This is a genomic window from Streptomyces sp. NPDC030809, from assembly GCF_055572195.1.
This window is the reverse complement of sequence record NZ_JBVIDV010000027.1, coordinates 86,155-99,086: the sequence shown is the minus strand read 5'-3', so window position 1 is coordinate 99,086 and position 12,932 is coordinate 86,155. Positions and strand designations below refer to the sequence as shown.

At 74.6% G+C, this 12,932-nt stretch carries 9 protein-coding genes; 5 read left to right on the top strand and 4 right to left on the bottom strand.

The genetic code is table 11. The annotated features are described in order from the left end of the window. Nucleotides 1–287: 287 nt before the first annotated feature. Both ACZ407_RS29655 and ACZ407_RS29650 read left to right on the top strand, forming a co-directional pair. Entirely contained in the window at nucleotides 288–2,372 is a 2,085-nt protein-coding gene (locus ACZ407_RS29655; protein ID WP_468133610.1) for a YhgE/Pip family protein, read from the top strand. A gap of 19 nt (nucleotides 2,373–2,391) precedes the next feature. Then, nucleotides 2,392–3,000 (top strand): TetR/AcrR family transcriptional regulator, encoded by a 609-nt coding sequence (locus ACZ407_RS29650; protein WP_468133608.1) that lies wholly within the window; start codon nucleotides 2,392–2,394, stop codon nucleotides 2,998–3,000. A 340-nt stretch (nucleotides 3,001–3,340) separates the two neighbouring features. Here ACZ407_RS29650 and ACZ407_RS29645 read toward each other — a convergent pair whose 3' ends face one another. The 4 genes from ACZ407_RS29645 to ACZ407_RS29630 form a co-directional block, all read right to left on the bottom strand. Beyond that, nucleotides 3,341–5,755: a transglutaminase TgpA family protein gene (locus tag ACZ407_RS29645; protein ID WP_468133606.1), complete on the bottom strand. Its 2,415-nt coding sequence runs from the start codon at nucleotides 5,753–5,755 to the stop codon at nucleotides 3,341–3,343. Next, nucleotides 5,752–7,140, bottom strand: coding sequence for a DUF58 domain-containing protein (locus ACZ407_RS29640; protein WP_468133604.1), 1,389 nt, complete (start codon nucleotides 7,138–7,140; stop codon nucleotides 5,752–5,754). The genes ACZ407_RS29645 and ACZ407_RS29640 overlap by 4 nt, the downstream gene beginning before the upstream one ends. Beyond that, complete coding sequence (locus ACZ407_RS29635; RefSeq protein WP_468133602.1) at nucleotides 7,140–8,177, bottom strand: AAA family ATPase; 1,038 nt, start codon at nucleotides 8,175–8,177, stop codon at nucleotides 7,140–7,142. Before ACZ407_RS29635 ends, ACZ407_RS29640 begins: the two co-directional genes overlap by 1 nt. A gap of 138 nt (nucleotides 8,178–8,315) precedes the next feature. After that, the gene (locus ACZ407_RS29630; RefSeq protein WP_468133600.1) at nucleotides 8,316–8,864 is read right to left on the bottom strand and encodes a beta-class carbonic anhydrase; all 549 of its coding nucleotides are present in this window, start codon (nucleotides 8,862–8,864) and stop codon (nucleotides 8,316–8,318) included. Nucleotides 8,865–9,166: 302 nt separating this feature from the next. On the opposite strand from ACZ407_RS29630, the gene rsmH reads away from it, so the two are divergent. From rsmH to ACZ407_RS29615, 3 genes are all read left to right on the top strand, one after another. Further along, nucleotides 9,167–10,123, top strand: a complete 957-nt coding sequence (gene rsmH, locus ACZ407_RS29625; protein WP_468133598.1) for a 16S rRNA (cytosine(1402)-N(4))-methyltransferase RsmH — start codon at nucleotides 9,167–9,169, stop codon at nucleotides 10,121–10,123. A 34-nt stretch (nucleotides 10,124–10,157) separates the two neighbouring features. Next, the gene (gene ftsL / locus ACZ407_RS29620) at nucleotides 10,158–10,892 is read left to right on the top strand and encodes a cell division protein FtsL (protein WP_468133596.1); all 735 of its coding nucleotides are present in this window, start codon (nucleotides 10,158–10,160) and stop codon (nucleotides 10,890–10,892) included. Nucleotides 10,893–10,967: 75 nt separating this feature from the next. Then, nucleotides 10,968–12,932, top strand: coding sequence for a peptidoglycan D,D-transpeptidase FtsI family protein (locus tag ACZ407_RS29615; RefSeq protein WP_468133594.1), 1,965 nt, complete (start codon nucleotides 10,968–10,970; stop codon nucleotides 12,930–12,932).

Below are 12,932 nucleotides of genomic sequence, written 5' to 3'. Positions count from 1 at the left end.
GGGGGGGGGGGGGGTCCCCCCCCCCCAGAGCAACCCGGCTGGCGCCGGGCACCGGGCTCTGCCCGGACCCGCTCCTCAAACGCCGGAGGGGCTGGAGGTTGCGCCCGTGCCGGGGGTTGACGCCGTGCCGGGGGTTGGGCCCGTGCCGGAGGGGCGGGAGGTTGCGGCCGTGCCGGGGGTTGGGCCCGTACCGGAGGGGCTGGAAGTCGCATCCGTGCCGGGGGTTGCGGCCGCGTCGGACGGTGGGTCCGGGGACGAGGACGAGGACGAGGGGAAGGGGGCGGCCGATGCGCACGCCTAGGCTGGCCACGCTGGAGTTCAAGCGCTTCGCGCGAGGGCGCATGCCACGGGCCGCGCTCGTGGCCCTGCTGCTCCTGCCGCTGCTCTACGGCGCGCTCTACCTCTGGTCCTTCTGGGACCCGTACAGCCGTCTCGACAAGGTGCCCGTCGCCCTCGTCAACGCCGACAAGGGGGCCACCGCCGGCGGCAGGCGCATCAACGCCGGCGAGGAGATCACCCGCGGCCTGCACGAGAGCAGGACCTTCGACTGGCAGGAGGTGGACGCCGAAGAGGCCCGGCAGGGCCTCGAACAGGGCCGCTACTACCTCTCCCTGACCATGCCGGAGGACTTCAGCTCCCGCATCGCCTCCAGCTCCGGCGACTCCCCGGAGACCGGCGCGCTCCAGGTCCGCACCAACGACTCCAACAACTACGTCGTCGGCTCGATCTCCAAGGCCGTCTTCTCCGAGGTCCGCGCCTCCGCGTCCAGCAACGCCAGCCGCACCTTCCTCGACAAGATCTTCATCTCCTTCTCCGACATCCACGGCAAGACCGAGGAGGCGGCCGACGGCGCAGACCGGCTCAGCGACGGCATCGGAAAGGCCAAGAAGGGCTCCAAGAGCCTCGCCGACGGGCTCACCACCGCCAAGGAGGCGACCGGCGAACTCGCGGGCGGCCTGCGGAAGCTGAACACCGCGGCCGGCCGGCTGGAGACCGGCTCCGACCGGGTCGCCGACGGCAACGAGGCCCTCGCCGACCGGATCAACGGCCTGGCCGCCAAGGCCCGCCCGGTCCTCAAGGAGAACGCCCGGCAGATCGCGGACACCGCCGAACTCGTGGCCGACACCGCCAAGACCGTCCGCAACCACCTCGGCACCTTCACCAAGGCCGCCCCCGGCGCCGAACGCGCCGCGAAGGCCACCGCCGCACAGCTCGACGAGGTGTACGGGGACCTCTGCACCGGCTCCGCCGAACCCTCCGCCGCCTGCCCCAAGCTGAAGAAGGCCAAGGACGCCGCCGCCGAGGCCGCCGAGCTCGCCACCGACGTCAACACCCTCGTCAAGGACTCCGGCGGAGACCTCGCCACCCTCGACCGCCAGCTCAAGACCCTGGAGAAGCAGGCCCGCGAACTCGCCGCGAAGGCCCCCGGCCTCGCCGGGGACCTCGACACCGCCGTCGCCAAGGTCAACGCCCTCGGCAAGGGCGCCCGTACGGTCGCCGACGGCATGGCCCGCCTGCACACCGGCCTCTCCTCCGCCACCAGCGGCTCCGCCGGCATCGACGACGGCGTCGGCCGCCTCAACGACGGCGCCCGCAGCCTCGACGGCGGCATCTACAAGCTCGTCGACGGCTCCGGCGAGCTCGCCGGCGGCCTGCACGACGGAGCCGACCGGATCCCCGACTACGACAAGGAGCAGCGCGACCGGCGCACCGAGGTCATGTCCGACCCGGTGCAGCTCGCCGCCCAGTCCCTCCACAAGGCCCCGAACTACGGCACCGGCTTCGCCCCCTACTTCATCCCGCTGTCCCTGTGGGTCGGCGCGATGGTGGCGTACATGCTGATCCAGCCGCTCAACCGGCGCGCCCTGGCCGCCGGCGCCTCCGCCTGGCGGATCGCCCTCGCAGGCTGGCTGCCGGTCGCCGCCGTCGGCACGCTCCAGGTGGCCGCGCTGATGTCCGTACTGCACTGGGGGCTCGGACTGGAGATGGCCGCCCCGGCCCTCGCCATCGGCTTCCTGGTCCTGGTCACCGGCTGCTTCGCGGCCATCGTGCAGTGGCTGAACGCCAAGTTCGGCGCCGCCGGCCGGATCCTGGTCCTCGTCGTGCTGATGCTCCAGCTCACCTCCGCCGGCGGCACCTACCCGGTGCAGACCAGCCCCGGGTTCTTCAACGCCATCCACCCCTACCTGCCGATGTCGTACGTGGTGGCCGGCCTGCGCCGGCTCATCACCGGCGGCGACCTGACGCCCGTGGTCCAGGGCAGCGCCGTGCTGCTGGCCTTCACGGCCGGGGCGCTGGCCCTCACCGCCCTCGCCGCACGCGGCAAGCAGGTGTGGACCATGGACCGGCTCCACCCCGAACTGAGCCTGTAGACCTGTGAGAATCAGCGCCATGGAAAGCAGCAGCACCAGGCGGCGGGCCACCCGCCAGAAGCTCTACGAAGCGGCCGTCACGCTCATCGCCGAGCAGGGCTTCTCCGCCACCACGGTGGACGAGATCGCCGAGCGGGCCGGGGTGGCCAAGGGCACGGTCTACTACAACTTCGCGAGCAAGACCGTCCTGTTCGAGGAGCTGCTGCGGCACGGCGTCGGCCTGCTCACCGCCTCCCTGAAGGAGGCGGCCGACGAGACCGAGAAGCGCGGCGGCACCCGGGTCGAGGCCCTCGACGCCATGATCCGGGCCGGCCTCGTCTTCATCGACGCCTACCCGGCCTTCACCCAGCTGTACGTGGCCGAGCTCTGGCGGACCAACCGGGCCTGGCAGTCCACCCTCATGGTGGTGCGCGGGGAGGCGGTCGCCGTCGTCGAGACGGTGCTGTCCGAGGGGGTCGAGCGCGGCGAGCTGAGCTCCGAGATCGACATCCCGCTCACCGCCGCCGCCCTCGTCGGCATGGTGCTCGTGGCCGCCCTCGACTGGCAGTCCTTCCAGCGGGAGCGCTCGCTCGACGACGTGCACTCCGCCCTGTCCCTGCTGCTGCGCGGCCGGGTCAGCGGCGGCTGACGCCCCCCGGACGGGTGACGCCCGGTCGGCGGTGCCCCGCGGCACGCCCGAGCGCGTAGAAATGAGTATCCGTACCTAGACGCACAGATGAGTAGGTACGCGGATGGGCTCCCACCTGCGCAAACGGGAGAGTGGACGTACGGAAGGGGCGCCCGCCCCGACAACCGCCGACACGGGGCGGCGGAGCGGGGCGGGCCGCCTCGGCCGTCACCTCGCGGAGGTGCAGGGGGGCTACCGCCGGACGCAGTCCGGCCCACACGCCGGTGCGCCGGGGCTCGGGGGGATCGAGCCTCGGCGCACCGGCGTTCCTCCGCGGGACGGCCGCGACGCCCGGGCCGGCTCAGCCCCGCCCGCGCAGCGGCAGCCGCAGCCGCAGGGACCGGGCCCGCTCCGACAGCCCGGCGGCCAGCGCCGAGCGGCGCGCCGACAGGGCCCACAGGACCCGCACCGACGACCGCGGCACCAGCCGGGCCCGCAGCCGCTCCCACCGCCCGAGCCCCGCCAGCAGGGCGGACCGTACGAGCAGCACGTCGGGCCGCAGGCCCTCGGCCGGCGGGGCCACCGGCGCGTACAGGACCCGCTCCACCGCCCCGGCCACCCGGTGCACCGCCTCCGCGGCGTCCGTCTCCAGCCGGCCGAGGCGCACGATGCGCTCCGCGGTGCCGCGCGGGGACAGCGCCTCGTCGGGCAGGATGCCCGCGTCCCAGGCCGCGTCCGTCAGCTCCTGCCACACGGCGAGGGTCCGCACCGGACCGGCCGCCGTCACCTGCACCCCTTCCGCGGCCGCCGCGACCGGCGCCAGCCGCCGCTTGCGCACGGCCAGCCGCCACAGGAACGGCAGCAGCAGCACGAGCGCCACCGGCACCGCCGCGGCGAGCACCACCAGGGCCGTGACCCACCAGCCGGTGCCGTCCTCGGCCGCCCCGGCCTGCGCGCCCGCGGTCGGCCCGCAGTCGCCCAGCCGCCGCATCTGCGCGGTGCAGCCCGCGGACGCCGACGGCGCCGGGGCGGCCCCGCTCTGCTCGCCCCGCGGCTGCGCCGTGGTCGGGCCGGCGGTCCGGCCCGGGGTCGTCTCGCGCAGGGTGTAGTCGGGGGTGCTGCCCCGGGTCGGAGTGGGCTCGAAACGGGTCCAGCCCACCCCCTCGAAGTACAGCTCGGGCCAGGCGTGCGCATCGCGCAGACCCACCGAGCGGGTCCCGTCCGGCTGCGCCGTGCCCGGGGTGAAGCCCACCGCCACGCGGGCCGGAATGCCCAGCTCGCGGGCCATCGCGGCCATCGAGAACGAAAAGTGGACGCAGAAGCCCCGCTTGTCCTTGAGGAAGCGGACGATCGCCTCCGAGCCGGTGCCCGAACCCACGCTGGTGTCGTAGCGGAAGGAGCCCGAGGAGGCGAACCAGTCCTGGAGGGCGACCGCCCGGGCGTAGTCCGTCCGCGCGTTGCGCGTCACCGAGCGGGCCGTCTCCCGTACGACGTCCGGCAGGGTCTCCGGCAGCGCCGTGTACTCCTCCTTCAGCGCGGCCGGGGCCGGCGGGGCCGCCGCCAGCTGCCGGGCGGTCGGCTCCACCAGCAGGCTGCGGACGGTGTACTGCGCCCCGCGGGTGTCCTGCTTGCGGTCGCCGACCAGGGTCCGGCCGACCGGCTCGAACCGCCACCGCCCGCCGATCTCCACCTGGGTGGCCGGGTAGGGGAGGGGCAGGTACGTCTGCCCGTACCAGCCCGCCGCGGACAGGCTCGTGCGCACCTCGGTCGTCTTCACCTGCGGGCTCAGCCCCGGCGGCGGTGGCAGCTGCTCCGGTACGTCGTCGACCTGGCGCTCGGAGGTCCGCCACGAGGTGCCGTCGAACTCGTCGAGCGCCACGATCCGCAGGTACTGGCCGGCGGACCCGGTGCTGTCGGTGCGGTAGCGCAGCACCTCCCGGTTCTCCGGCTGGTTGAGGTTGTCCTGGAGCGAGACCAGCGGGTTGACGGCCGAGATGGTCCCGCCGGCCCCGTTGCCCTCGCCCCCGCCGCCACCGGAGAGCATCCCGCCGTCCAGGGCGGGCAGCAGCAGCGGCACGGTCACCGCGACGCCCAGGGCCGCAGCCCCCAGCCGCCGCCCGGTGCGGGCCGGGGCCGAGGCACCGCCCTGGCCCAGCCCGGCGTTCGAGCGGCCCTTGGGGCCGCCGCCGAAGACCCGCCCCCACTGGGAGAGCCGGTCCCGGCTCTCGGCCAGCAGCAACAGCAGGTAGCCGGAGGCCGCGGCCACGAAGAAGCCCCACGAGGCCCCGCCGGGCGTCAGCCCCGCCGCCACCGAGTACAGCGCGAGGAGCGGCAGACCGGCCGGGGCGGCGCTGCGGAAGGTGACCGCGAGCAGGTCCACCAGGAGCCCGATCACCAGCACCCCGGAGACCAGCAGCAGCCCGATCCCGTCGGTCAGCGGCGCCGGCGTGGCGTAGTGGCCCACGTCCTCGACGCCCTGCTGGTACAGCCCCGCCAGCTCGCGCAGCACCCCCGGCCCCGGCAGCACACCGGCCAGGGCGCGCTCACCCGCGTAGAACAGGGTCAGCAGCACCGCGGAGACCAGCAGCTGCGCCAGTACGGTCAGCGCCCGGGCCAGCGGCACCCGGCGGGCCAGCGCACCCACCCCGCTCTGCACCGCCAGCAGCACCGCCGCCCGCAGCAGCCAGGTGTCCGGATGCACCAGCGGGATCAGCGAACACGCGGTCAGCAGCGAGGCCAGCAGCGCGAAAATCGTCAGTCTCGCCCTGCTGCTCATGCCCAGCCCCCTGCCGTGCCCGTCCTGCCGTGGTCCCCGCCGAATCCGCGTCCCGTGCCCTCCCCGGCCTGCCGCCACAGCGGTGCCAGGGCCGCGCCCGGCGGTACGGCCAGCGCCGTCCACCCGGTCTCCCGGAGCTGCCGCAGCCGCTCCCCGGCCGCCTGGTCCGCGGCCGGGTCCTCCCGGCCGTCCGGACCCGCCCAGGACTCCGGGTCCAGGACGAAGGCCACCGCGGCCCCGCTGCGCCGGCGCATCTTCGCGGCCAGCCCGGCCTGCGTGTCGTCCAGCCCGCCGAGGAAGGCGATGAGCAGCCCCTCGGTGCCGCCGCCGCTCAGGGCGTCGTTCGCCCGCGACAGCCCGGCCCCGTCGGAGTGCCCGATCACGGCGAGCGCGTCCATCATCATCCCGGCCGCCTCGGCCGAGTCCTGGCCGCCGGCGGCGAACCCGCCCGCGCCCTCGGCCGGCACCGAGGTGCCGGTGTCCGTCAGCAGCCGTACGGAGAAACCCCGTTCGAGCAGGTGCACCACGGTGGAGGCGGCCCCGGCCACGGCCCACTCGAAGGCCGAGTCGGGCCCGGCCCCCCGGAACGCGGCCCGCCGGGTGTCCAGCAGCACCGTGGCCCGGGCCCGCTGCGGCTGCTCCTCGCGGCGCACCATCAGCTCCCCGTACCGGGCGGTCGAGCGCCAGTGCACCCGGCGCAGGTCGTCGCCGTGCCGGTAGGTCCGCGGGATCACGTCGTCGTCCCCGGCCAGGGCGAGCGAGCGCTGCCGGCCGTCCCCGTAGCCGGAGGACTCGCCGGTCATCCGCACCGCGGGCAGCGGCTCGGTCCGCGGGACCACGGTCAGCGTGTCGTACGCGCTGAACGAGCGGGTCAGCTCGACCATGCCGAACGGGTCGGTCAGCCGCAGCTGGAGCGGGCCCAGCGGATAGCGGCCGCGCAGGTCCGAGCGGACCCGGTAGGACACCTCGCGGCGGCCCCCCGCCTCGACCCGGTCCAGCACGAACCGCGGCCGCGGCCCGAGCACGTACGGCACCCGGTCCTGGAGCATCAGCAGGCCGGTGGGCAGCCGCGAGACGTTGTCCATCCGCAGCTGCACCCGCGCCTCGGCGCCGGCCGGCACCCGCATCGGGGTCAGCCGGCGGGTCGCCGCCACCCGGTAGCGGGTGCGGTGCAGGGCCACCGCGCACAGCAGCGGCAGCACCGCGAGCAGCAGCCCGACCCGCAGCAGGTCGCCCTGGCCCAGGACGTACGCGCACGCGGCGGCGGCGACCCCCGCGGCGAGGAACGAGCGGCCGCGCGTGGTCAGCCCCGACAGGGCCGCCCGCAGCCCCGCCGGCTCGCCGGCGTCGCGGTCCGCGGCCGCGGGGCGCACCCCGGCGGCCATCAGAAGCCCCGGACGCCGCCGGGCGACCGCTCGCCGTGCCCGGCCGGCGCGCCGATGGTCCCGCTGCCGGCCGCCGCGTGCGGGACGGGGGTGCGCTGGAGGATCTCGGCGACGACCTGCTCCGCCGTGCGGCGGTTGAGCTGGGCCTGCGCGGTCGGCAGCAGCCGGTGGGCGAGCACCGGGGCGGCCAGCGCCTGCACGTCGTCCGGCAGCACGTAGTCCCGCCCGGACAGCGCGGCCGAGGCCTTCACGGCCCGCAGCAGGTGCAGGGTCGCCCGCGGGGAGGCGCCCAGGCGCAGGTCGGGGTGGGTGCGGGTGGCGGCGACCAGGTCCACGACGTAGCGCCGCACCGGGTCGGCCACGTACACCTCGCGCACGGCCTCGATCAGCTTGACCACGTCGTGGGCGTGCGCGACGGCCTGGAGGTCGTCGAGCGGGGAGACCCGGCCGTGCACGTCGAGCATCTGCAGCTCGGCCTCGGGGCTGGGGTAGCCCACGGACACGCGGGCCATGAAGCGGTCGCGCTGGGCCTCGGGGAGCGGGTAGGTGCCCTCCATCTCCACCGGGTTCTGCGTGGCCACCACCATGAACGGGCTGGGGAGCTCGTACGTCTGGCCGTCCGCCGTGACCTGGCGCTCCTCCATCGACTCCAGCAGCGCGGACTGGGTCTTCGGCGAGGCGCGGTTGATCTCGTCGCCGATCACGATCTGCGCGAAGATCGCGCCGGGCTTGAACTCGAACTCCCGGCGCTGCTGGTCGTAGACGCTGACGCCGGTGATGTCGGACGGCAGCAGGTCCGGCGTGAACTGGATGCGCTGCACCGAGCAGTCGATGGACTTGGCCAGCGTCTTGGCGAGCATGGTCTTGCCGACGCCGGGCACGTCCTCGATCAGCAGGTGTCCCTCGGCGAGCAGCACGGTCAGCGCGAGCCGAACGACCTCGGGCTTGCCCCCGATCACACTCTCCACCGACCGGCGCACCCGGTCCGCTGTGGTGGTCAGATCAGCGAGGCTCGCTCGATCGTCATAGGTCGTCACCCGGCCCTCCTCGGCCCATTTCCCGGGCCGACGCCCTTTGCGCATGACCGGCCCACCCCGAAACGCGGCACACCGGCCGGAGCGAAGTCCGGGCGGGCGCCCCACCGCATTCTTGACGGCGTCACGCCCCCCTGTCACTCACGAGACGGGATCGATCTCGCGCAGCAGTCCGGTGGTCACGTCGAAGACGAAGCCTCGCACGTCGTCCCGGTGGAGCAGGAAGGGGGAGGTGCGGACCCGCTGCATGGACTGGCGCACGTCCTGGTCGACGTCGCGGAAGGCCTCCACCGCCCAGGCGGGGCGCTGGCCGACCTCGTCCTCCAGCTCGTGGCGGAAGTCCTCGGTGAGGGACTCCAGACCGCAGCCGGTGTGGTGGATCAGGACCACGGCGCGGGTGCCCAGCGCGCGCTGGCTGATCGTGAGGGAGCGGATGGTGTCGTCGGTGACCACCCCGCCCGCGTTGCGGATGGTGTGGCAGTCGCCGAGCTGGAGGCCGAGGGCGGCGTGGAGGTCTATTCGGGCGTCCATGCAGGCCACGACGGCAACGTGCAGGACGGGACGGGCGTCCATGCCCGGGTCGGAGAACTGCCGGGCGTAGCGGCGGTTGGCCTCGACGAGCCGGTCGGTGACCGAACCGCCCGCGAGTGCGGACGCGGGGACGGCGGGCAGGGATGCGGAAGTCGTCATGTCTACGACGTTAGTGCTCAGACGCGGGCGCGGCAGAGGAGAGGACGGACAAAGACGGCCACGCTGTGTTGTGGTGAGCTCACCCACAAGCGTGGCGGGATGCCCCCAACCGGGTGGAACGGGCCTTTTGCCGGTTCCGTACGAGCGGCCCGCACGGCACGCGGGCCGGTTCGTTGACCGAGCCGACCGGTGGACTAAAGTGGCGCGAACCGGCCGGCGCCAGGGGTCCGCCCCGCTCCCGGCCCGAAAATTCCCGCGTGCGCGGCGCGTATCGCAGGTCGCGCCACTGTCTGAGAGGGCGCATGAGCGAGACCCGACACGTCCCGGTGATGCTCCAGCGGTGCCTGGACATGTTGGCCCCCGCGCTGGAGAGGCCCGGGGCCGTCGTCGTCGACTGCACCCTCGGTCTCGGCGGCCACAGCGAGGCCCTGCTGACCCGCTTCCCCGAGGTGCGGCTGATCGCCCTCGACCGCGACAAGGAGGCCCTGCGGCTCTCCGGCGAGCGGCTGGCCCGCTTCGGCGACCGCGCCACCCTGGTGCACGCCGTGTACGACGAACTGCCCGAGGTCCTCGCCCGGCTGGGCGTGCCCAAGGTGGACGGCATCCTGTTCGACCTCGGCGTCTCCTCCATGCAGCTCGACGAGGCCGACCGCGGCTTCGCGTACGCGCAGGACGCCCCGCTGGACATGCGCATGGACCAGACCACCGGCATCAGCGCCGCCGAGGTGCTCAACACCTACCCGCCCGGCGAACTGGTGCGGATCCTGCGCGCGTACGGCGAGGAGAAGCAGGCCAAGCGGATCGTCTCGGCGATCGTCCGGGAGCGCGAGAAGGAGCCCTTCACCAACAGCGCCCGGCTGGTCGAGCTGATCCGCGACGCCCTGCCGCAGGCCGCGAAGCGCACCGGCGGCAACCCGGCCAAGCGCACCTTCCAGGCCCTGCGCATCGAGGTCAACGGAGAACTGACGGTCCTGGAGCGGGCCGTCCCGGCGGCCGTGCAGGTCCTGGCCGTGGGCGGCCGGATCGCCGTGCTGTCGTACCACTCGCTGGAGGACCGGCTGGTCAAGACGGTCTTCGCGGCGGGGGCCACGAGCACCGCGCCGCCCGGCCTGCCGGTGGTGCCGGAGAAGTACCAGCCCAAGCTGAAACTGCTGACCCGCGGCGCCGAGCTGCCCACGGAGGAGGAGGTCGCCGAGAACCGGCGGGCCGCCCCCGCCCGGCTGCGCGGGGTGCAGAGGATCCGCGAGGAGGAGCTGTGAGCGGAGCGGCGGGACCGGAGCGCGAGGGGGCGGCGTGAGCAGGGCGGCCGGGCCGGCGCGCGGCCGGGGCGGACTGCTGGGGGGATCGCTCAGGATCCGGCCCGGCGGTCCCGGCGGGGCCTCCGGCCCGGCCCGGACGCCCTTCGTGCTGCTGGTCGTCGTCCTCCTCGGCGGCGGCCTGATCACGCTGCTCCTGCTGAACTCGGCCCTCAACGAGGGCTCCTTCCAGCTCAGCAGGCTGAAGAAGGAGACCACCGCGCTCACCGACGAGCAGCAGGCGCTCCAGAAGGACGTGGACGCCTTCTCGGCGCCCGACGCCCTGGAGCGCCGGGCCCGCGAGCTGGGCATGGTGCCCGGCGGCAGCCCGGTCTTCCTCGGGGCCGACGGCAAGGTCAACGGCGTGCCGAGCACGGCCGCCGCCCCCTCGCCCACCCCGGCCACCGCACCGCCCGCCGCCGCCGTCCCCGGCACCGGCCCGGCCGCGAACCCGGCCGCGACCGCAGGTGCGGGCACCGCCCCCGACCCCGGCGCGCCCGGCGCCCCGGGACCCGGTGCCGGCCCGGCACCCGGCACCGGCCCGGGCACCGGCCCCGCCTCCGGAGCGGACCCGGCCGCCGCCGGCCCCGACCCGCGCAACGCGGCCCCCTTCGAGGCCGTCCCCGGCTCCGGCCCCGACGCGGGCCCCGCCTCCGGCGCCGACCCGCGCCCGGCCGGCCCCGCCGGCCTCCCCGACCCCGACGCGAAGCCCACCCCGACCCCCGGCAGGTGACGCTGTGACCGCCCTGGAACCGGCCCGCGGCAAGGGCCGCCCCGCCGCCCGCCCCCCGATCCCCGGGGAGGCGCCGTGAGCCCGCAGGAACCCCCGCGGCGCCGGGTGCCCGGCCCCGGCCGGCCGCGCACCACGGACCGCCCGCGGCCCGCCACCCGGCCCGCCTCCCGCTCCTCGGCCCGGACCCGCCCGGCGGCCGCCCGCGGCCACACGATCCGCCTCGGCAGCCCCAAGCCCCGGCTCCGCCTGGTCGGCATCGGGCTCACCCTGGTCCTGCTCGCGTTCACCGTGCGGCTGCTCCAGGTGCAGGCCGTGGACGCCTCCGAGTTCACCGCCCAGGCGCAGAAGAACCGGTACGCCAAGTACACGCTCGCCGCCGAGCGCGGCCAGATCACCGACCGGTCCGGCATCGCACTCGCCACCAGCGTCGACGCGTACGACATCACCGCCGACCCCACCATGTTCACGGCCAAGGAGAGCAAGGCCCTGGACGCGCCCGAGCAGGCCGCGGCCCTCCTCGGACCGCTCCTCGGGAAGGACCCCAAGGAGCTCACCGCCCGGTTCAAGACCCCGAACACCAAGTACGTGGTCCTGGCCCGCCGCCAGACCCCGCAGGTCTGGAACCAGATCAAGGACCTGAAGAAGGCCTTCGCGGAGAAGGCGCAGGCCGACAAGCGCCGCGGCGGCCCCGGGGCCAACGTCCTGGCCGGCATCTTCCAGGAGCCCAGCAGCAAGCGGGTGTACCCCAACGGGGACCTGGCCGCCGGGATAATCGGATACGTCAACTCCGAGGGCAAGGGCGCCGGCGGGCTGGAGTCCGCCCTCGACCGCAAGCTCGCCGGTCAGGACGGCGAACTGCGCTACGCCCAGGCCGGCGGCCGCCGGGTGCCCACCGCGGGCTCCCACGAGAAGCCCGCCGTGCCCGGCTCCGACATCGAGCTCACCATCGACCGCGACATCCAGTGGGCCGCCCAGAACGCCATCACCGAACAGGTGCGCAAGTCCGCGGCCGACCGCGGCTACGTCGTGGTCCAGGACACCCGCACCGGCGAGGTCCTGGCCATGGCCAACGCCCCGGGCTTCGACCCGAACGACCTCAGCAAGGCCCGCTCGGCGGCCATGGGCAACGCCGCCCTCCAGGACGTGTACGAGCCCGGCTCCACCGCGAAGGTCGTCTCCATGGCCGCCGTACTGGAGGAGAAGGCCGCCGGACCGCTCACCCACGTCACCGTCCCCAACCGCCTGCACCGGGGCGACCGGCTCTTCAAGGACGACATCGACCACCCCACCTGGTACCTCACCCTCAACGGGGTGCTCGCCAAGTCCAGCAACATCGGCACCATCCTGGCCACCGGCCGGCTCGGCAAGACCCAGTCCGACGCCAACGACGTCCTGTACTCGTACCTGACCAAATTCGGCCTCGGACAGCCCACCGGCCTCGACTACCCGGGCGAGTCCCGCGGCATCCTCGCCAAGCCCCGCGACTGGTCCACCTCGCAGCAGTACACGATCCCCTTCGGCCAGGGCCTGTCGGTCAACGCCATGCAGGCGGCCTCCGTGTACTCGACCATCGCCAACGGCGGGGTCCGCATCGAACCCACCCTGGTCCGCGGCAGCAAGGGCCCCGACGGCCGCTTCACCCCGGCCTCCGCACCCGCCCGCACCCGCGTGATCAGCGAGGAGACCGCCAAGAGCCTCGCCGAGATGCTCGAATCCGTCGTCGACGACCAGGAGGGAACCGGCACCAGGGCACGCATCCCCGGCTACCGCGTCGGCGGCAAGACCGGAACGTCCAACCGGGTGGATCCGGCCACCGGCCGCTACAAGGGCTACACCGCCTCCTTCGCCGGGTTCGCACCTGCGGACGCCCCCCGGCTCACCGTCTACTGCGCCATCCAGAACCCCACCCGGGGCAGCTACTTCGGCGGCCAGATCTGCGGCCCCATCTACAAGAAGGTCATGGAGTTCGCGCTCAAGACCTTGTCGATCGCCCCCACCGGCGCCCCTCCCGCAGGTCTGCCGGTCACCTTCACCCCGTAA

What these genes read in the sequence shown, in the direction of transcription:
- ACZ407_RS29640 (WP_468133604.1), bottom strand. Translation starts at nt 7,140, where the DNA reads ATGGCCGCCGGGGTGCGCCCCGCGGCCGCGGACCGCGACGCCGGCGAG.
- ACZ407_RS29655 (WP_468133610.1), top strand. Translation starts at nt 288, where the DNA reads ATGCGCACGCCTAGGCTGGCCACGCTGGAGTTCAAGCGCTTCGCGCGA.
- ACZ407_RS29630 (WP_468133600.1), bottom strand. Translation starts at nt 8,864, where the DNA reads ATGACGACTTCCGCATCCCTGCCCGCCGTCCCCGCGTCCGCACTCGCG.
- ACZ407_RS29650 (WP_468133608.1), top strand. Translation starts at nt 2,392, where the DNA reads ATGGAAAGCAGCAGCACCAGGCGGCGGGCCACCCGCCAGAAGCTCTAC.
- ACZ407_RS29645 (WP_468133606.1), bottom strand. Translation starts at nt 5,755, where the DNA reads ATGAGCAGCAGGGCGAGACTGACGATTTTCGCGCTGCTGGCCTCGCTG.
- rsmH (WP_468133598.1), top strand. Translation starts at nt 9,167, where the DNA reads ATGAGCGAGACCCGACACGTCCCGGTGATGCTCCAGCGGTGCCTGGAC.